At 67.5% G+C, this 18,661-nt stretch carries 16 protein-coding genes; 8 read left to right on the top strand and 8 right to left on the bottom strand.

The features are described 5' to 3' along the window. From K7W42_RS01260 to K7W42_RS01245, 4 genes are all read left to right on the top strand, one after another. A complete protein-coding gene (locus tag K7W42_RS01260; protein WP_224571574.1) occupies positions 1-1,239 on the top strand; it encodes a lycopene cyclase family protein in 1,239 nt (412 codons plus the stop codon). Positions 1,240-1,465: 226 nt separating this feature from the next. Continuing rightward, positions 1,466-1,660, top strand: a complete 195-nt coding sequence (locus K7W42_RS01255; RefSeq protein WP_224571573.1) for a hypothetical protein — start codon at positions 1,466-1,468, stop codon at positions 1,658-1,660. 144 nt (positions 1,661-1,804) lie between these two features. Further along, complete coding sequence (gene sdaAB / locus K7W42_RS01250) at positions 1,805-2,470, top strand: L-serine ammonia-lyase, iron-sulfur-dependent subunit beta (RefSeq protein WP_224571572.1); 666 nt, start codon at positions 1,805-1,807, stop codon at positions 2,468-2,470. 401 nt (positions 2,471-2,871) lie between these two features. Then, the gene (locus tag K7W42_RS01245) at positions 2,872-5,316 is read left to right on the top strand and encodes an EAL domain-containing protein (protein WP_224571571.1); all 2,445 of its coding nucleotides are present in this window, start codon (positions 2,872-2,874) and stop codon (positions 5,314-5,316) included. Here the strand turns inward: K7W42_RS01245 and K7W42_RS01240 are convergent. The 8 genes from K7W42_RS01240 to K7W42_RS01205 form a co-directional block, all read right to left on the bottom strand. Then, positions 5,204-6,025, bottom strand: a complete 822-nt coding sequence (locus K7W42_RS01240) for an IclR family transcriptional regulator (protein ID WP_224571570.1) — start codon at positions 6,023-6,025, stop codon at positions 5,204-5,206. The two genes, K7W42_RS01245 and K7W42_RS01240, sit on opposite strands and share 113 nt — an antisense overlap. Before the next feature lie 338 nt (positions 6,026-6,363). After that, entirely contained in the window at positions 6,364-7,122 is a 759-nt protein-coding gene (locus K7W42_RS01235) for a carboxypeptidase regulatory-like domain-containing protein (protein WP_224571569.1), read from the bottom strand. A 794-nt stretch (positions 7,123-7,916) separates the two neighbouring features. Next, positions 7,917-8,999, bottom strand: a complete 1,083-nt coding sequence (locus K7W42_RS01230; protein WP_224571568.1) for a metal ABC transporter permease — start codon at positions 8,997-8,999, stop codon at positions 7,917-7,919. Then, positions 8,996-9,910 carry a metal ABC transporter permease gene (locus K7W42_RS01225; protein ID WP_224571567.1) on the bottom strand — a complete coding sequence of 305 codons (915 nt, stop codon included), beginning with the start codon at positions 9,908-9,910 and terminating at the stop codon, positions 8,996-8,998. The genes K7W42_RS01230 and K7W42_RS01225 overlap by 4 nt, the downstream gene beginning before the upstream one ends. Beyond that, the gene (locus K7W42_RS01220; protein WP_224571566.1) at positions 9,907-10,650 is read right to left on the bottom strand and encodes a metal ABC transporter ATP-binding protein; all 744 of its coding nucleotides are present in this window, start codon (positions 10,648-10,650) and stop codon (positions 9,907-9,909) included. The genes K7W42_RS01225 and K7W42_RS01220 overlap by 4 nt, the downstream gene beginning before the upstream one ends. Continuing rightward, complete coding sequence (locus K7W42_RS01215; protein ID WP_224571565.1) at positions 10,647-11,648, bottom strand: metal ABC transporter solute-binding protein, Zn/Mn family; 1,002 nt, start codon at positions 11,646-11,648, stop codon at positions 10,647-10,649. The genes K7W42_RS01220 and K7W42_RS01215 overlap by 4 nt, the downstream gene beginning before the upstream one ends. Before the next feature lie 410 nt (positions 11,649-12,058). Beyond that, entirely contained in the window at positions 12,059-13,306 is a 1,248-nt protein-coding gene (locus tag K7W42_RS01210) for a glycosyltransferase (protein WP_224571564.1), read from the bottom strand. Positions 13,307-13,526: 220 nt separating this feature from the next. Next, positions 13,527-14,138 carry a TetR/AcrR family transcriptional regulator gene (locus K7W42_RS01205; protein ID WP_224571563.1) on the bottom strand — a complete coding sequence of 204 codons (612 nt, stop codon included), beginning with the start codon at positions 14,136-14,138 and terminating at the stop codon, positions 13,527-13,529. Positions 14,139-14,261: 123 nt separating this feature from the next. On the opposite strand from K7W42_RS01205, the gene hutU reads away from it, so the two are divergent. The 4 genes from hutU to hutI are packed head-to-tail and all read left to right on the top strand — an operon-like array spanning position 14,262 to position 18,650. Then, complete coding sequence (gene hutU / locus K7W42_RS01200; RefSeq protein ID WP_224571562.1) at positions 14,262-15,944, top strand: urocanate hydratase; 1,683 nt, start codon at positions 14,262-14,264, stop codon at positions 15,942-15,944. Then, complete coding sequence (locus K7W42_RS01195; RefSeq protein ID WP_224571561.1) at positions 15,941-16,549, top strand: hypothetical protein; 609 nt, start codon at positions 15,941-15,943, stop codon at positions 16,547-16,549. Before hutU ends, K7W42_RS01195 begins: the two co-directional genes overlap by 4 nt. Beyond that, positions 16,546-17,454 carry an agmatinase gene (locus tag K7W42_RS01190; protein ID WP_224571560.1) on the top strand — a complete coding sequence of 303 codons (909 nt, stop codon included), beginning with the start codon at positions 16,546-16,548 and terminating at the stop codon, positions 17,452-17,454. The genes K7W42_RS01195 and K7W42_RS01190 overlap by 4 nt, the downstream gene beginning before the upstream one ends. Next, positions 17,451-18,650: an imidazolonepropionase gene (gene hutI / locus K7W42_RS01185; RefSeq protein WP_224571559.1), complete on the top strand. Its 1,200-nt coding sequence runs from the start codon at positions 17,451-17,453 to the stop codon at positions 18,648-18,650. Before K7W42_RS01190 ends, hutI begins: the two co-directional genes overlap by 4 nt. The last annotated feature ends 11 nt before the right edge of the window (positions 18,651-18,661 follow it).

Raw genomic sequence — 18,661 nt, 5'->3', positions numbered from 1 at the left:
GTGCCCACGTCCCTCCATACCGACGCCTTGGTGATTGGCGGCGGCCCGGCGGCCCTCGCCCTGAGTGCCGAACTGGGCCGGCAGGACCTGACGGTGCGCGTGGTCGCCCCGCACCCGCCGCGCGCCTTTCCGGCCACCTACGGTGCGTGGTGGGCTGACCTGCCGCCCTGGGCGCAGGCCTGCGCCGCCCAGGTTTGGAGCGACGTGCGCGTGTACACCGGCCCCCAGCCGACGCCGCTGCTGCGGCCCTACGCCCTGCTGGACAACGCGGCGCTGCTGCGGGCCATGCAGGCGCGCGGCGGAGCGCCCCTCTGGACTGCTGGCCAGGTGCGCGCCGCCGAGCAGACCCCAACCGGCTGGCGGGTGGCCGGCCAGAGCGGCGAGACGTGGACCGCGCGGGTAGTGATTGACGCCAGCGGCCACCAGCCGGCGCTGCGGCCCGCCCAGCACCCCGGCGGGGCGGCGCTGCAAACGGCCTACGGGGTCACCGCCCGGTTTGACCGTCCCCCCAGTGCGCCCGGCGCGGTGGTCTGGATGGACTACCGCACGCCCCACGGCCAGCACCCCGAGCCGACCTTTCTGTACGCCATGCACCTGGGGGGCGACCGCTACTTTGTAGAGGAAACCAGTCTGGTGGCCCGCCCGGCGCCCACCCGCGCCTGGCTGCGCAGCCGGCTGCATGCCCGCCTGGCGGCGCAGGGCACCCCGGCGCGCGAGGTGCTGGCCGAGGAATGGGTGGCCTTTCCCATGAATGCGGCCGTGCCCCCGCCTGCGGGGCCGCTGGCCTACGGCGCGGCGGCCGGCATGGTGCATCCCATCAGCGGCTTTCAGGTGGCGGGGGCGCTGCGGGACGCGCCAGGGGTCGCGGCGGCGGTGGCGGGGACGCTGCGGGCCGGCACCGACCCGGCGGCGGCCGGCTGGGCGGCCCTGTGGCCCCCCGAACGCCGCGCGGCGCGGAGCACGCATCTGTTGGGGGTGCAGGCCCTGCTGAACCTGCCGCCCGGCGCGCTCCCCACCTTTTTCGGAACCTTCTTTGCGCTGCCGCCTGCGCAGTGGCAGGCTTTTCTGGACCCACACACGCCAGCCGGGCCGCTGGCGCGCACTATGCTGCGCCTCTTTGCCCAGTTTCCCAATCTTGTGCGCCTGCCACTGGCCCGCGCGGCACTGGCCCACCCGGCCACCAGCCTAGAGTCGCTGGCGGCTGCCCTGAAACCAGAACCCAGCGTGACCCCGGCCTGACCCCAGGGCGGCGAGTGGGGGAGTCGGGAGGGCCTGATTGGCTTTGGGCGGGTGGCAGACCTCTGGAGAGCCGGGCCAAACTTTGATGCAGTTGAGAGAGGTAGTGAACTTCGCTCCTCTATAACCTGCTCCGAGAGGCTGAGGCAGCGTCGTCAGAACATCCCCGATAAAGGTCTCTTTCAACCCGTCCCATCCGGCAGCACCGGCGCCGCGCCACCCTGGGCGCATGACCGACAAGACGGACAACGACATCCGCACCCACGAGGACACCGACCAGCAGGACGTGATTGAGGACGGCATGCAGGGCGCCACCGGCAACGCGGACGCCAACGGCCTGGACCCCAACGCCAATCTGGACGAGAAACTCGAGGAGCTGCGGGAGAACCTGACACCCATCAGCGGCACCGACACTGCAGATTGACCGCAGGTTCGGGTGCCTGTGCAGAGCCGCCAGGGCAGACTTGCCGGGCGGCTCTGCGCTTTGCCTAGGTCCTTTTGCGTGAGCTGTCCTGGCCCGCCGAATCTGATGCGGCGGCCACCCCGCGCCACTTCGTATGATGGCGCCATGTCCCTTCTTGACATGATTGGCCCCGTCATGATTGGGCCGAGCAGCAGCCACACAGCGGGCGCCTGCCGCCTGGGCCTGGTCGCGCACCACCTGCTGGGTGAGGCGCCCCGCCAGGCGCAGATTGGCCTGCACGCCTCCTTTGCCAAAACTGGGCGCGGCCACGGCACCCACCTGGCCCTGATTGCCGGGCTGCTGGGTGAGCGGCCCGATGACGAGCGCCTGCCACACGCCTTTGAAGACGCCCAGGCGGCGGGCTTTGCCTTCGAGTTTCAGGACACCGACCTGGGCGACGTTCACCCCAACACGGCCCGGCTGAACGTGCGCGGCGACACGCAGGAAGTCACCGTGCAGGGCAGCTCGACGGGCGGCGGCGTGATCCAGGTGACGCAGGTACAAGGACTGGGTGTCAATTTCAGTGGCGCCAGCCCCACCGTGCTGCTGCGCTACACCGACGCGGTGGGCATGATTGCCCGCATTGCCAGCACGGTCGCTGCTGATGGTGTGAACATCGCTACGCTGACCTGCACCCGCCAGACGCGCGGCGGTCAGGCGCTACTGGCCATTGAACTGGATCAGGGTCTAAGCCCTGAGGCTCTGGCTTTTCTGGGCCGCTGGCCCGATGTCAACTGGGTGCGGATGCTGCCCAAGCTGATGGACGGCTAGGGTAGAGCAGAGACCCTGTGGGCGGCCTTTTTGGACAGCCACCTGTGCTGTTTAGGACGCAAGTCGCCGGCCTCTCAGCTGGCGGCCTGGCAGAGTTGGGCGGCACCTGAGGAGCGAAACGCCCTTTTTGAGATTCGGCCTTATCCCTCTCGCCAGGCCAGACCACTGCACTGAGGAGAGAGGCAGGGCCGCTCTCCTTGAAGCGCAAAAGTAGTCTCATTTGCTTTCTATTGCCAGAGCGTTGGTGCCGCTCAGGCAGTTGTTTTTCACGTTCAAAGGTCAAGGTTTCTTCAGGTCCGCTTCTTTCTCAGCGTGTGACGTTTCTGTGGTAGGGGGCTGTCTATTCTGCCAGGCAACGCTCTGTACACAGCAGTGGTCGTGTGCGGCGCGTCCCTGACCCCATGCCGACTTCAACTGCCCACGTCCTGCCTGCTCCAAGCCTGCGCGACCAGCTGCGGGCCATGGAAGACGGCATGTACCGCCGGCCAGAAGCCGCCCGCGCCGAGCTGGTCAGGCTGCTGGGTGAGGCGCAGCAGGCCAGTGACCCCTGGGCGCAGGCGTTTGCGCTGGTGCTGCTCAGCGGCTGCGCCTTTTATCTGGGTGAGCCGCGCGAGACCATCCGCCTGGCCTCGGAAGGCCTGATGTGGGCGCGCAGTGCCCAGGCCCCCGAGGTCGAATGCCGCCTGATGAACGGCCTGGCCCTGGCGCATCACCGGCTGGGCGAGTACGACCGCGCGTTTGACTATTTTCTTCAGACCCTGCGCCTGGCCCAGCAGATGGGCGACGACGCCAACCGGTTCCGGGCGCTGAACAACCTGGCCAGCCTGTACACCGACACCGGCAACCTGCAGCAGGCGCTGGAATCTCTGGAAGAGGCCCTGGGCATTGCCCAGCAGCTGACGCCGCCCTTTCTGGGGGCCGCCATGACCTACATGATTGATGTGCGCACCCAGCTGGGGGAATACGAGACGGTGCTGGCGCTGGCCGAGGAACACATGCCCCTCATTCGCGCCCACTGTCCGCCGCGCTGGCAGGGCACGATTCAGCGCAACGTCGTGCGGGCGCTGCTGGCCCTGGGCCGGCCCCATGAGGCGCTGGCCGCGGCGCAGGTGGGCCTGGAAGAGGCCCGGCGCCAGCAGGACCACGAGAACATCTGCGAGATGAAGCTGGCGGTAGGCAATGCCTTCTTGCACCTGGGGCAACTGGCCGAAGCCCGGCCGCTGCTGGAACGCGGCCTGACCCTCAGCCGCGCCAAGGGCAGCCGCCCGCTGGAAACCGAGGCCCTGCGCCTGCTGGCCGAACTTCACGAGCGTCTGGGCGACCACGAGGTGGCCCTGGGGTACACGCGGGCCCACTTTGACCTGGAACGTCAGATTCATGCGCGCGAGGTCGAGAGCCGCTCTCAGCTGCTCACCGCCCAGATTCGCCTGGAACTGCTGCAGCGGGAAGCCGAAATCGAGCGGCTGCGCAACGTGGAACTGGCCCAGGCCAACACGGCCCTGCAAGAAACCCAGCAGGTGCTGCTGCACCGCGCCACCCACGACCCCCTGACCGGCGTAGCCAACCGCGCCCACTTTGGACACAGCACCCAGCAGGCGCTCGATTCGCTGCAGGGCGGCGAACATCTGGGCCTGATTTTTATTGACCTGGACAAGTTCAAGCAGGTGAATGACACGCTGGGCCACCACGCGGGCGACCAGCTGCTGCAGGAGGTGGCCCGGCGTCTAAGAAGCGTGGTGCGGGCTACTGACCTCGTGGGGCGCATCGGCGGCGACGAATTTACGGTGCTGCTGCGCCGGGTCTCGGCGGTGCCCGACGCCCGCGCGGTGGCAGCCAAGCTGCTGGGGGTGCTGGCCGAGCCCTTCCGGATTGCTGGCCAGATGGTGCAAATTACCGCCTCGGTGGGCTGCGCGGTGGCCCCCACCGATGGCCAGGACGCCGAGGCCCTTCAGCAGCACGCCGACCTGGCCATGTACCGGGTCAAGCACACGGGCGGCAATCAGGTGCTGCACTTTGAAGCCGAGATGGGTGAGCCCGCCGAGCGCCGCCAGCTGGAGCGCGACCTGCGCGGCGCCCACGAGCGCGGCGAGCTGCGCCTGCACTACCAGGGCCGCTTTGCCCTGCATGGCGTGACCCCCAGCGGCCCCGGCCTGGTGGGCTTTGAGGCCCTGATCCGCTGGGAACACCCCGAGCGCGGCCTGGTGCCCCCTGTGGTCTTTATTCCGATGGCCGAGGACTCGCGCGCCATCTTGCCTATCGGGGCGTGGGTGCTGCGCGAGGCCTGCACCCAGGCGGTCCGCTGGCAGTTTGCCGAGCGGGGTCTGGCGATGTCGGTCAATGTGTCGCCCATGCAGTTCGAGCAGCCTTCCTTTGTTCAGGACGTGCAGGCCGCGCTGGAAGCGGCGGGGCTGCGGCCCGAGGCGCTGGTGCTGGAACTGACCGAAAGCCTGGTGATGCGCGACCTGGCGCTGGCCCAGAACCATATTCAGGACCTCAAGGCCCTGGGCGTGCAGATTGCCATTGACGACTTTGGCACCGGGTATTCCAGCCTCAGCGTGTTGCAGGCGCTCCCCTTTGATCAGCTCAAGATTGACCGCTCGTTTACCAGTCACCTGACCACCTCGGCCAGCCAGCGCGTCACGGCCCTGCTGACCGCCATGATTCAGCTGGCCCACAGCCTGGAGATGACCGTGACCGTCGAGGGCGTCGAGGACGAGACCCAGCGCCGCCTGCTTACGGGTCTGGGGTGTGACCACGTTCAGGGGTTTCTGCTGGCCCGGCCGCTGCCCCCAGCCCAGGCCCAGAGCCTGCTGCCAGCCGGGGCCGAAAGCCCAGTGCCCAGCTGACCTCCTCGGCGGCGGCGCACAGGGTCCGCAGCAGGGTTTCACGTCCCTGAAGTCGGCTGGTGGGCAGGCTGACGCCCAGCGCACACAGCACTCCGCCGTGGGCGCCGCGCACGGGCACGGCCAGACTGGCGGTGCCCGGCGCCCACTCATCGGCGGTCTGGGCGTATCCGGCCGCCCGGATGACGGCGGCCTGCGCGGCCCAGGTGGCCGGGGTCTGGACCGTCTGAGGGGTGAAAGGCAAGGCTGGTGACGGCAAAGGCTGGCGGCTGAGGGCCAGTAGGAGTTTGCCGCTGGCCGTAGCGTGGCCTGGGAGTTCAAAGTCCAGTTCGCCGGCCACGGGGGGGCCGTCACGGCCCTGCACACTGCGCGCGATGCACAGCACGCGGCTGCCGTCTTGCACACACAAAAAGGCCAGCAGATGTGTCGCCCGCGCCACCCGCTCCATAGCCGCGTGGGCCGGTGCGTACCAGGGCAGACTGCCGTATAGGGCGCTGGACAGCTTGAGGAGCCGCCATCCCAGCTGGTAGCGCCCCCGCCCCACGCGCGTCAGCAGGCCGCTGGCGGCCAGGGTGCCCAGCGCTTCGTGAACGGTGGAGGTGGGCTGGCCCAGATGCCGGGCCAGGTCGCTCAGGCGCCATTCGGTGTGGTCGGCGTCAAACAGCTCCAGCAGCGCCACGGCGCTGTCCACGGTGCGGAGGGTTCGCGGCACAGCCCTCACTCTAGAGGGTCAGGGTGTATGGCACCTGAAGCGGGCCAAACGAGAGACAGTGGAATGAGAAAGGGCCGATCAGTGAGGGTCCGACAGGTTTCGGGTTCAGTCGGGAGACAGCAGAGACAGCCGCCGATGGAACTGGTGACCACAACGGTGAGGTCTGAAGAGCACAGCGGTCTGGGCACAGAGTAAGCAGGCGCTTTTCCGGCTTCTGGACGTTACAGACCAGCGGTGCCCAGAACGCCACGTTGGCACGGTTCTCTCAGGCAATACGTTGGAGTAGGACTCTACAGGGGTGCGACCCGTGAGGAGCCCCTTTCACCGGAGGCCCAACCTTAACGGCGGGGGTGGACCATATCCACCGAGAGCGTCATCCCCGTGCCGGCCGTGTACTCCATGTTGACGACCGCCTCGGGGCCGTAAGCGCCGCCCCGCGCCTTGAGCCAGATGGGGCCCTTGCCGGAGAGGGAGCGCGCTGTTACCCGGTAGCGGCCCTGCGGCACTTCAAAGGGGAGCTGGTTTTGACGGAGCTTGATGGTCTGGCCTTCGGAGCCGTCAATCATCGGCCCTGCGGGCGTCAAGGTCAGCTCGACGTCGCCGTACTCGGGCATCTCTCCGGCCTCTGAGAGGCCAAGTTGCGCGTAGAAGCGCGCGCCATAGTAGCCCCCACCCGGCGACTGCCCCGTAATCTTGAGCGTGAAATTGCGAATGGCGCCGTCTCGGCCCAGAAAAGCAGCCGAATTGTCCGGCTCGGGATACAGCGTGTGTTGCCCGCCGCCGTAGTTCACCACAAGGTGCGCGGCAGCCGTCCACGAGTTCAGAATGGGCATTTTCGACAGGTCGAGGTCGTAGCGGCCCTGGGCGTCGGTGGTGGTCCAGACCTCCGAGCCTCCAATAACCGTGTTGTCGGCGCCGACCCGCACGCCCTTGAGCGGCACGCCCATCGAGTTTTTGACCACCCCAGTCATATGAAAAGGACGCGCCTTGGCCGGTGCCGAACGGGCCTGGCTCTGGGCGGTGGCATGTGTGGACAACGCGGGGATGACGAGCGCGAGCAGCAACAGGGCGAGGGTCAAGCGGGTCAGGGTGGGCATGCGGGGTCTCCTTGGAGATGTGTGGCTGGGGTGTGAGGGCACGGGACTTTGAGCCGCTCTGGCTCGCCACTGGCCCGAGCTTGGTTCCTCTTGCTGGACAGGCTTTCTCGTTGCCCCGTTCAGAGCCAGCGGCAGGGGTGGCATCTTCGGCGGCATCACCTGAGAGGCGGGGCGTCCGTTGATGGGCAGAGCGTAAAGAGCCGGGGATGATGGGCGCATGATGGGATGTTTTGCCCTCTGAGCGTGCTATTCCGGCCTGTTGGTTGTGCCCTGTGCCGACTGATACAGATTCCGTTTGTTTCGTTGGCAAATCGGGAAAACGCCGATTTGCCAACTCCACGTCCGGAACCCGTTTTTCTCCTTCTCGCTGTGCTCGAATTTCATCGTTTTTGCAAACGATTCAACCGAAGTCCGTATGAGGTGGCGTGACGCCCAGGCTCTCCCGGCCACCGTGATTGGCCACGTCTGGGCTGCTGGCATCTGGGTGCGTCTCGGGCCGTCGTAGCGGTGCGACCTCACCTGACCACTGGGCCGAACAGCCGCCACCATTCAGCGCCACAACTTCGGTCAACACCCCCAACGGCCTCCTCTCAACATGAAAAGAGTTGCCAGCGAACGGGACGGCGTTGTCCCCGCCGCCATCTGACTTTCAAAGAGTCTGAGGCGGGACATTGAGAGCCTCTCCCAGACGGTGCCCCAGTGATGAAGGCTAAAGTGAACGGTTACCTGGCCATCCAAACGCAGCCCGCCGCCTGAGGGTCAGTCCTTCAGGCAGCGGGTGATGGCGTTCGTTATTAGCCTGGTCGGCCCGTCAGGGTCTGCCCGGTGGGGGTCAGGGCGTAGCCGCTGCCCTGTCCCTGCACCCAGCCCTGCCCCTGGGCATAGGCCAGCGCCGCGTCTACCCGCGCGGCGTCCCAGTCCAGGCGCGTGGCCAGGTCGCCGGGGGTGGGGGCCCGGTCAAAGCCGTGCAGGGCGGTCAGCAGCAGACGCGCGGTAAATGACTGGCGCTGGCGAACGCGGCGAGTCAGGGTGGGCACCACGCCGCCCAGCGGCGAGAACACCACGCACAGGGCAAAGGCGGCCCCCAGCACCGTGGCAATCATCCCGGCAATCGAGGTGTCCAGCCACAGCGCCAGGCCGTAGCCGGCGGCGCTGGCACCCACGCCCAGCAGCAGACTCAGGCCCAGCATGACGCTCAGGCGGCGGGTCAGCAGGTACGCGCTGGCGGGCGGAATAATCACGAACGCCACAATCAGTACCGCGCCCACCGACTGGAAGGCGCCGACCGTGGTAAAGGACAGCAGGGTCATCAGGCCGTAGTGCAGCGCAGCGGGTAGAAAGCCCAGAGTGCCGGCCAGCCCGGCGTCAAAGGTACTCAGCTTGAGTTCCTTGTAAAACAGGGCCACGAACATCAGATTCAGCAGCGCCAGGGTGCCCATGAGGAGCAGGGACTCGGGCACCTCGCGGCCAGCGAGCAGCACCGTGTTCAGGGGCGCGTAGGCAATCTCGCCGTACAGCACGGCGTCCATATCCAAGTGAACATCCCGGAAGAACAGGGAAACTAGGATGACCCCCACCGAGAACAGCAGCGGAAACACCACGCCGATGGCGGCGTCCACCTTGACCCGGCCGCTGCGTTCCAGCAGCTCCACGCTGAACACGGTCAGCAGGCCCATCGCGGCGGCGCCCAGCAGGGCCGGCACCGTGGCCGTGCCGCCCGACAACCAGAACGCCCCCACAATGCCGGGCAGCACCGCGTGGCTGATGGCGTCACTGAGCATGCTCTGGCGCCGCAGCACCAGAAAGACCCCCAGCAGACTGCCGGCCACAGCGACCAGTGCGGCGGTCAGAACAATAATCAGGTCGGCGGCGATCATGGGCGCACCCCGCGCACCATCGCTTCACGCAGCACGCGGCCGCGCCGCCGCGAGGCGAACTTGGCCCACAGCAGCCCGCGCCGGGGCGCGAAGAACAGCGAGACCAGCAGCACCCCACTGGCCACCAGAATGATGACTGGCCCTGTGGGCAGGTTGGCCTGGGTGGCCGAGATCAGGGCGCCCAGCACGCCGGACAGCGCGCCAAACCCGCCGCTGAGCAGCAGCAGGCGCCGCAGGTCGTCGGTCCACTGCCGCGCCGCTGCCGCCGGGGCAATCAGCATGGCGGCCATCAGCACCACGCCCACTGTTTGCAGGCCAATCATGACGGCCACCACCGCCAGCGAGGTCAGCAGCGTGCCCAGGCGCCCGGTGGGAAAGCCCAGCGTGTGGGCGTAGGTGGGGTCAAAGGTCAGCAGCTTGAATTCCTTGAACAGCAGCGCCACCAACCCCAGCCCCAGCGCCGCCATCACCGCCATGACCGCCACGTCTCCGGCCACAATGGTCGCCGCCTGCCCGAACAGAAACTTGTCCAGGCCCGCCTGGTTGGCGTCGCCGCTGCCCGCAATCAGGGTCAGCAGCGTGATGCCAAAGCCGAAAAAGCCCGACAGCACCGTACCCAGCGCCGCGTCCTCGCTCAGCCGGGTGTATTTCAGGACGCCCAGCACCGCCAGCGCGCCCAGCCAGCCGCTCAGGCCGCCGCCCAGCAGCAGCCACAGCGGCGCCTTGCTGCCGGTCAGCAGGAAGGCCAGGCATACCCCCGGCAGCGCAGCGTGCGCCAGGGCGTCCCCCAGCAGGCTCTGGCGGCGCAGCATGGTAAAGGCGCCGATCACGCCCCCCGTCACCCCCAGCAGGGCGCTGCCCAGCGCGACGTTGCGCAGGGTGTAGTCGGTCAGCAGGTCCGGGAGATTCATCCGACCTCCCGCAGAAACTGGGTCTTGGCGCCGTAGGTGCGCCGCAGGTTGCCTGGGGTAAAGACCTCGCTCATGGGCCCGCTGGCCACCAGTTCCACGTTCAGCAGGGTCAGGTGGTTAAAGTAGTCGCGCACGGTGTCAAGGTCGTGGTGAACCACGATCACGGTGCGCCCGGCGTCTTGCAAGGACTGCATCACGTCCAGAATGGCCCGCTCGGTGGTGGCGTCCACGCCGGCAAACGGCTCGTCCATCAGGTAGACGTCGGCGTCCTGGGCCAGGGCGCGCGCCAGAAACACCCGCTGCTGCTGCCCGCCCGAGAGCTGGGCAATCTGCCGCCCGGCCATCTCGGCCATACCGACGCGGTCAAGGGCCGCCAGCGCCGCTTCGCGCTCCGGGCGCCCAGGGCGGCGAAACCAGCCCAGGCGGCCATAGAGGCCCATCTGCACGACGTCCAGCGCGTCGGTGGGAAAGTCCCAGTCCACGCTGGTGCGCTGCGGCACATACGCCACGCGCCGCCGCACCGCCCCCAGCGGCTGCCCAAAAAAGCGCACGGTGCCAGACGCGGTAGGCAGCAGCCCCAGTGCCGACTTGAGCAGGGTGCTTTTGCCCGCCCCGTTGGGTCCCACGATGGCGCACAGCCGCGCGGCGGGAAAAGTCACGTCGACGTCCCACAGGACGGGTTTTTCGTGGTAGGCGACGGTCAGGTCACGGATGGACAGCGGCTCTACGGGGGTTGTCATGGGGTCTGCTCCTGCGCGCGCGGCGCCAGCGCGCTGCTGATGGTCTGAACGTTGTGGCGCACCATGCCCAGGTAGGTGGCTTCGGGGGTGCCCGCGCTGCCCAGGGCGTCACTGAACAGCTGGCCGCCTATCTGCACCGTCTGGCCCTGAGCCCGGACCGCCGAAATGACGGCCTGCACGGTGCGCTGCGGCACGCTGCTTTCCACGAACAGCGCGGGGATACGGCGGCTGGCCACAAACTGCGCCAGTTCCTGCACGTTGCGGGTGCCGGCTTCCGACGCCGTCGAGACCCCCTGCACGCCCCGCACCTCGACGCCGTAGCGCTTCCCGAAATAGCCGAAGGCGTCGTGGGCGGTCACCAGCACCCGCTGCTCTTTGGGCACCCGGTTCATCAGGGTGGCCACCTCGCGGTCCAGGGCGTCCAGTTGTGTGAGGTAGGCAGCGGCGTTCTGGGCGTAGCGTTCCTGACCCGCCGGGTCGGCGGCGCTCAGGGCGTCGCGGGTCGTCTCGGCAGCCGTCTTCCAGAGGTCCACGTCAAACCACACATGCGGGTCGGCCAGCCCCTCCACCCCGCCAAACCCGCCCTGCGGGTAAAGCAGGCGTTCTTTGGGGACGTTCTGGGTCACGGCTGTGGCCTTGCGGTTTTTTTCCAGCAGCTCGACCATTTTGCCTTCCAGGTGAAGGCCGCCGTACAGCACGAGGTCGGCGCCTTGCAGGGTCCGGACATCGCGGGCGCTGGCCTTGAACAGGTGAGGGTCCACGCCTGGGCCCATCAGGTCGGTCACCTGCACGCGCTCTGCGCCTATCACGCGCGCCAGGTCGCCCACGATGTTGGCGGTGGTCGTGACCTTCAGGGGTCGGCCGTTCAGGGCAGCGGGTTGCAGGTCGCGTACCAGGGTCGCGTGACTTTCAGGGGCCGGCGCGGTGCAGGCCGCCAGGGCCAGTGGCAGCCACGCCAGCCGCCAAGAATGAGAACGGAAATGGGCCGGAGGCTTCATATTTTTAGGTTAACCTAAAAATAAGTTGAGGCGCAACTTTATACTGGGTTAAGGCGCTAGTGGTGAGGGCTGAAGGTCTGGGAGCTGTGTCGGCGTCCTGGGAATTGAAAACCGCGCAAGGTGCTGACCTCAAACGGAGCAGCGCTGTGGCCCGACGATCAGGGCCTCATCAAAGCACCCCATCCAAGCTCCGGCGATATTCTGGCTTTGATCTCCGACAGGGCTGATGCCAGCAGCTTGTGGAGATGTGCGGTTGCCTTCAAGCGGCCTGGTGAGGCTGTTCCACGGCCAATACAAGAGCAGAGCGTGGGCAGTGTAGGTCGTCCTCCTCAGTAAGGCTCGTCGCAGCGTGGGTCAGGCATTGAAGCCGTCTATGCCGCTCGCCCCTGGCCAGAGGTCTCCGGCAATCCTCAGCCACGGCCCAGCTCAGTGCCGTAAGCCTCTATCTGACGGGTTGCTTCGCCCACACCATCCTCGTGGCGTATCTGCTGCCCTAGCTGGGCGGCGCGGGCTGTGAAGCCAGAGTTGTCCGCAAGCTCGCGCAGGGCCGCCGCCAGCCCTGCGGCGCTCAGGGTGCGCTGGGGCAGTGGGGCGGGGCCAGCGCCGAGGGCCTGCACCCGCTGGCCCCAGAACGGTTGGTCGCCAAAAAACGGCGCCACCAAGGTCGGCACGCCCGCGCGCAGGCTGGCGGCGGTGGTGCCCGCGCCCCCGTGGTGTACAGCGGCGGCCACGCGCGGGAACAGCCAGCTGTGGGGTAGGGGCGGGGCGGCAAACACGTGATCGGGGAGTGCCTGGTCCCCCAGGCCGCCCCAGCCGCTCAGCAGGACCGCGCGCTGCTGGCTGCGGTCCAGGGCCTCCAGCACAAGCTGCGTGGTCTGATGGGGGTCGCGCAGGCCCATGCTACCAAAACCGATAGACACGGGTGGCGGGCCAGCCTGCACAAAGGCCTCTAGGCCCGGTGGCGGCGCCCAGGCACCCTCGGGCAAAAACCAGTAGCCGGTCAGCTGAACCCGCTGGGGCCAGTCGCTCGGGCGCGGCAGAACCGACGGGCTGATGCCGTATAGGGTGGGCGCCGCCGGAAAACGCCCTGAACGAGGCGGCGTGCGCGACAGTCCCAGGATGCGCCGGGTCAGGGCAGGGCTGCCCTGCCGCGTCATCATCTGGTGCACCAGGCGGTGCGTGAGCCGGTTGGCCCAAGGGCCCAGCCGGGGTGTTCCCGGCGGCAACAGCACCGCTGGAAAGTCGCGAGTGGGGGTCAGCGGGACCACCGGCGCCTCTAGCACAGGCACGCCTAGTTTCTCGCCCACGCTGTGGGCCAGGGTGCTCAGGCCGGTGACCAGCAAGTCGGCGCCCTGGGCTGCCTGAAGCCCCTGCTCGGCCCACAGGGGCGCAGCAGCGCGCGCCGCCGCAGAGGTGTAGCGGTTGATGGCCAGCATGTCACCCCTGGCCAGCAGGGCGCGCAATTCGGGCTGGTCCATCAGGGCCTGCACGTTGCCGTGCATGGGCAGGGTGTCCAGGCCGACTGCGGTGGCCTGAGCTTGAAAGTTCTCGGGCAGGGCCACGCGCACAGTATGGCCAGCCCGCTGAAGACCTGCCCCCAGCGCCAGGTACGGCTGCACGTCCCCTTGAGAACCCAGGGCAAAAATGGTCAGTTTCATCTGCTGTTCCTCCAATCGGGCAGGGCGGCGGCTAGCGTGAGGGCAGGACTCGGGGCGCCCGGCGTCAGGGTTCGGTGGCACATCTCATACGGACTCGGATTGAATCGTTCGCAAAAACGATTCAATCCGAGCGGAGCGAGAAGGAGCAAAACGGGTTCCAGGCGTGGAGTTTGCAAATCGGTTCTGTTCCGATTTGTAAACGAAACAGACGGAATCCGTATCAGAACGCCTCTTGCGGTTCGGGGAGCAGCAAGGCCAGGACCTGCTCGCTCAGGGCGTCGGCCAGGGCGTCCGGGTCGGGTGCGGGGTCGGCGTGCCGCAGGGCCTGGTGCAGCGCCAGGCCGGTCATCAGGGCTTGCAGGGTCGGCAGTGCCGGGAGGGGAGGGGTGCCCCCCAGTTCTGGCGCTGCCTGTTCGAACAGCAGCGCCGCGAACTGCTGGCCCAGTTCGGGCCGCACCAGCGCTTCTGAAACCACCACCCGGAACAGCGCAAAGTTGTCCTGAGCCAGCGTCCGCAATGGCGCGGAGAGCACTGCTTTCAGGGCCTGTCGCGGCGGCGCGTCTGTGGGGAGGGTCAGGTTCGCGCGGGTCTGTTCGCCCAGCGCCTCAAACAGCCCCAGCAGCAGGGCGTCTTTGTTGTCAAAGTGGTTGTAGAGGGTGCCCTCGGCCAGCCCAGCCTGCCGCGCGACCTCCCGCATAGTGGTGCGGTGAAAGCCTTTCTGCGCAAAGGAGTTCTGCGCCGCTGTCAGGATGGCGGCGCGCCGTTCTGGGTCGGCTGGTGGGCAGGGAACAGCGCGAGGTTTCCCCTTTCTATTCTTTGAATGAGCACTCACTCATTCAGGATAGCAGATTGAATGAAGTTAAGGTTTCCGCCTTATCCGGAAAACGAGCTTGCCGCATAGCTCCCAAAAGCAGAAGATGCAGCCACCTCAAGCTTGCTGTGCCCAGGAGTTGCCATGACCCAGACCGCCGACCCTGCCCCCGTCATCCGCGCGCCGCGCGGTTCACACAAAACGGCCAAAGGCTGGCTGCAAGAAGCCGCCAAGCGCATGCTGATGAACAACCTTGACCCCGAGGTGGCCGAACACCCTGACGCCCTGGTGGTGTACGGCGGCCGGGGCAAGGCGGCGCGCAACTGGCCCGCGTTTCACAAGATTGTCGAGACCCTCGACCGGCTGGAGAACGACGAGACCCTGCTGATTCAGTCGGGCAAGCCGGTGGCGGTCCTGAAAACCCACGAATGGGCGCCGCGCGTGCTGCTGGCCAATTCCAACCTCGTGCCGCACTGGGCCAACTGGGAGACGTTTGACCGGCTGGACCAGGCGGGCCTGACCATGTACGGCCAGATGACGGCCGGCAGCTGGATTTACATCGGCACACAGGGCATCTTGCAGGGCACCTACGAGACCTTTGCGTCGGCGGCCAGGAAGCACTTCGGCGGCAGTCTGAAAGGCACGGTGACCCTCACCGCTGGCCTGGGCGGTATGGGCGGCGCGCAGCCGCTGGCGGTCAAGCTGGCGGGCGGCGTGAGCATCACCATTGAAGTGGACCCCACCCGCATCCAGAAGCGGCTGGACACCCGGTATCTGGATGAGGTGGCCGACAGTCTGGAAGACGCCATTGAGAAGGCCGGGCGCTACAAGGCCGAGGGGGTGGCCCGCTCGATTGGGCTGCTTGGCAACGCCGCCGAACTGGTGCCGCAGCTCGTGGCCCTGAACTGGACGCCCGATCTGGTGACCGACCAGACCAGCGCCCACGACCCCATGTGGGGCTACCTCCCGCCTGTGGCCGCCGATGAGGACGCGGGCCACCTGCGCGCCGAGCAGCCTGAGGTGTACCGCCGCCGGGCCTACGAAGCGATGGCCACGCATGTGCGCGCCATTCTGGAGTTGCAGCGCCGGGGTGCTGTGGCGTTCGATTACGGCAACAACCTGCGCCAGCGGGCACTGGAAGCCGGTGTGGAGGACGCTTTCGACTATCCCGGCTTCGTGCCTGCCTTTATCCGCGATTCGTTCTGCGAGGGGCGTGGGCCATTCCGCTGGGTGGCGCTCTCCGGCGACCCCGAAGACATTCGCGCGACGGATAGGGCCCTGCTGGAACTGTTCCCCGAAGACGAGCGCCTGCAAGCCTGGCTGACCTACGCCGCCGACCAGATTGCTTTTCAGGGCCTGCCCGCCCGCATCTGCTGGCTGGGGTACAAGGAGCGTGACCGGGCGGCGCTGCTGTTCAACGAGATGGTAGCCGATGGCCGCCTGAAGGCCCCTATCGTGATTGGCCGCGACCACCTGGACGCCGGCAGTGTGGCCAGCCCTTACCGCGAGACCGAGGCCATGAAAGACGGCAGCGACGCGATTTCTGACTGGCCGCTGCTGAACTTCGGGGTGGGCATTGCGTCCGGCGCCGCCTGGATGAGCTTTCACCACGGCGGCGGCGTGGGCCTGGGCTTCTCGCAGCACAGCGGCCTGGTCGCGGTGGCTGACGGCACCGACGACGCCGCGCGCCGCCTCTCGCGCTGCCTGACCAATGACCCCGGAATGGGGGTGCTGCGCCATGCCGACGCGGGCTATGACCTGGCGCTGGATGTGGCGCGCGAGCGTGGCCTGGATCTGCCCAGCCTGGGGATTGGGAACCCGGAATGAATGGCCTGTTTCGGCCGGTTCTGCTCACAGCCCTGCTGCTCACGCTGAGCGGCGGCAAAGCGCAGACCGACACCGACCTGCCTGCGCCCCAGCCACCGGTCTATCCGGTGGTGCTCTCGACTGGCGTGCGCGTTCAGGTGGCGGCCCCGCCCGCTGCTCCTCACCCCGATGCCGGGTGGATCACGTGGTCGCTGGACCTCAAGCGCGCCGCGCCCAACGGCCGCTTTGTCGCGCTGCTGTTCCTCCGCGACGCCGTCTTTGCCAAGGACCATACGGCGGCGGCGCAACTGGTTCGTCCAGACGGCTCAGTGCTGGATCTTCCCAAAAGTGACGTCAATATCCTGAAGTGGACACCGGACAGCCGCTATCTTCTGGGGGCCGGCCCGACAACTCTGCGGCTCTGGAACACGGCGGGCGGGGTTCGCCTGTGGACTGGCGCGCGCGGCGACGTACTGGACGCCACCGCCCGGTACGCCTGCGTCGCAGAGTTTCTTTTTGAAGAAGGTGGCGCGCGGGTCACGCGGCTTCGGCTGCCCAACCTCAGCCCGGCGGGCACGTTTGTCCTGGCTCATCGGCCCACAGACGGCGAGAGGTTTTGCCGATGACCGCCCCTGCCCACCTGCCTTACGGCGGCATTCCCACCTTTGCCCGGGCGCCCCTCGTTGGGCCGCAGGGCGACTGGCACGCCGACGTGGCCGCCCTGGGGATTCCCTTTGACATTGCTCTTGGGTTCCGGCCCGGCGCGCGCTTTGCGCCGCGTGCCCTGCGGGAAGCCAGCCTGAGGTCGGTGCCGCCGTTGACCGGACTGGACGGCGTGACCCGTCTGGCCGGGGTCACCTTTGCCGATGCGGGCGACGTGATTTTGCCCAGTCTGGAACCCGAACTGGCGCGCGACCGCATCACCGAAGCGGCGCGGCTGGTGCGGGCCCGCTGCCGCCTGCCCGTCTTTCTGGGCGGCGACCACAGTGTGTCTTTTCCACTGCTGCGGGCCTTTGAGGATGTGGAAGCCCTGCATGTCGTTCAACTGGACGCCCATCTGGACTTCACGGACACCCGCAACGACACCCGCTTTAGCAACTCCAGCCCTTTTCGCCGGGCGTGCGAAGCGCTGCCGAACCTCGTTCACATCACGACCATCGGCCTGCGCGGCCTGCGCTTTGACCCCGAAGCGGTGGCAGCGGCGCGCGCACGCGGCCACGCCCTGATCCCCATGACAGAGGTTCAGACGAACCTTCAGGGCGTGCTGGACCGCCTGCCGACCGGGCAGAACGTGTATATCAGCGTGGACGCCGACGCCTTTGACCCGGCCGTCTTGCCCGGCACCTCCAGCCCCGAGCCGGACGGCCTCACTTATACGCAGGCGATGGGCCTGCTGGCGGCCACCGCGCGGCAAAACACAGTGGTGGGGCTAGACCTTGTGGAACTGGCCCCGAACCTTGACCCCAGTGGCCGCAGCGAACTGCTGTCTGCCCGCCTGATCATGGAAACGCTGTGCGAGGTGTTCGCGTGACGGGGACGCTGTTCACGAATATCTCGCAACTGGTGACGCCCCGGCCTGGCGTGCAGCGCGGCGCGGCCATGCGCGAGCTGACGGTTATTCCTGACGCCGCACTGCTGGTCTCGGGTGGGGTGATTCGCTGGGTGGGGCCACGTTCTGAAGCGCCTGCCACGGGGGCTGAACACGATCTGGGGGGTGTGGCCGTCGTGCCGGGTCTGGTGGACCCCCACACCCACGCGGTCTGGGCCGGTGACCGTCTGGCTGACTTTGAAGCGCGTGTGCAGGGGGTGCCCTACGAGGAAATTCTGGCGAGGGGCGGCGGCATTCGCAGCTCCATGCGGGCCACAGGGGCGGCCACGGTGGAGGAGCTGGTGCGGCTGGCCCACCCCCGTCTTCAGGCGCTCCGTGCTTCGGGCTCGACGACCATCGAAGTCAAAAGCGGGTATGGGCTGGACTTCGCCGCTGAGATTCGGATGCTGGAAGCTGTTCACCAGCTTCAGGCGGAATTTGGGCTGATACCAACCCTCCTTATCCATGTCCCGCCCACCGAAGGCCGTTCTGAATACGTTGAGGCCGTTTGCCACGACCTCATTCCTGCGGTTGCGAAAAAGAGAGTCGCTTCCGCCGTGGATGTCTTTTGCGAGCGCGAAGCCTTTACGGTTCAGGAAACGCGCGCCATCCTGATGGCCGCCAAAGCGCATGACCTGGACATTAAACTCCACGCCGACCAGTTTCACGCCATCGGCGGCACCGAGCTGGCCTGCGAGCTGGGCGCGCTCAGCGTGGACCATCTGGAGGCCAGCGGCCCGGCACAGATTGCGGCGCTGGCCGGGTCAACCACCGTGGCGACCATCCTCCCCGGCGTAACCCTGCACCTGGGCCTCCCCGCTGCGCCGGGCCGCGCCCTGATAGATGCAGGCGCCGCCGTGGCAGTCGGCACTGACCTGAACCCAGGGTCCTCGCCCCTGTTCAGCACGCAATTTGCGCTGGCCCTGGCGGTGCGCCTGTGCCGCCTGACCCCTGCTGAGGCCCTGACCGCCTGCACCGTGAACGCCGCCGCCGCCCTGGGCCTGGACAACGTGGGCGCCCTGGCCCCTGGACACGACGCCAACTTCCTGGCCCTGCACAGCGCCGACTGGCGCGACCTGCCGTACGTGCTGGGCGGGAATCCCGTGCGGGATGTGTGGGTGAGCGGGCGCCGTGTCTGAGAGTGGTCTCA

The sequence above is a fragment of the Deinococcus betulae genome (assembly GCF_020166395.1).
In the GTDB taxonomy this organism is placed as follows: domain Bacteria; phylum Deinococcota; class Deinococci; order Deinococcales; family Deinococcaceae; genus Deinococcus; species Deinococcus betulae.
This window is presented reverse-complemented; position numbering and strand designations above follow the sequence as displayed.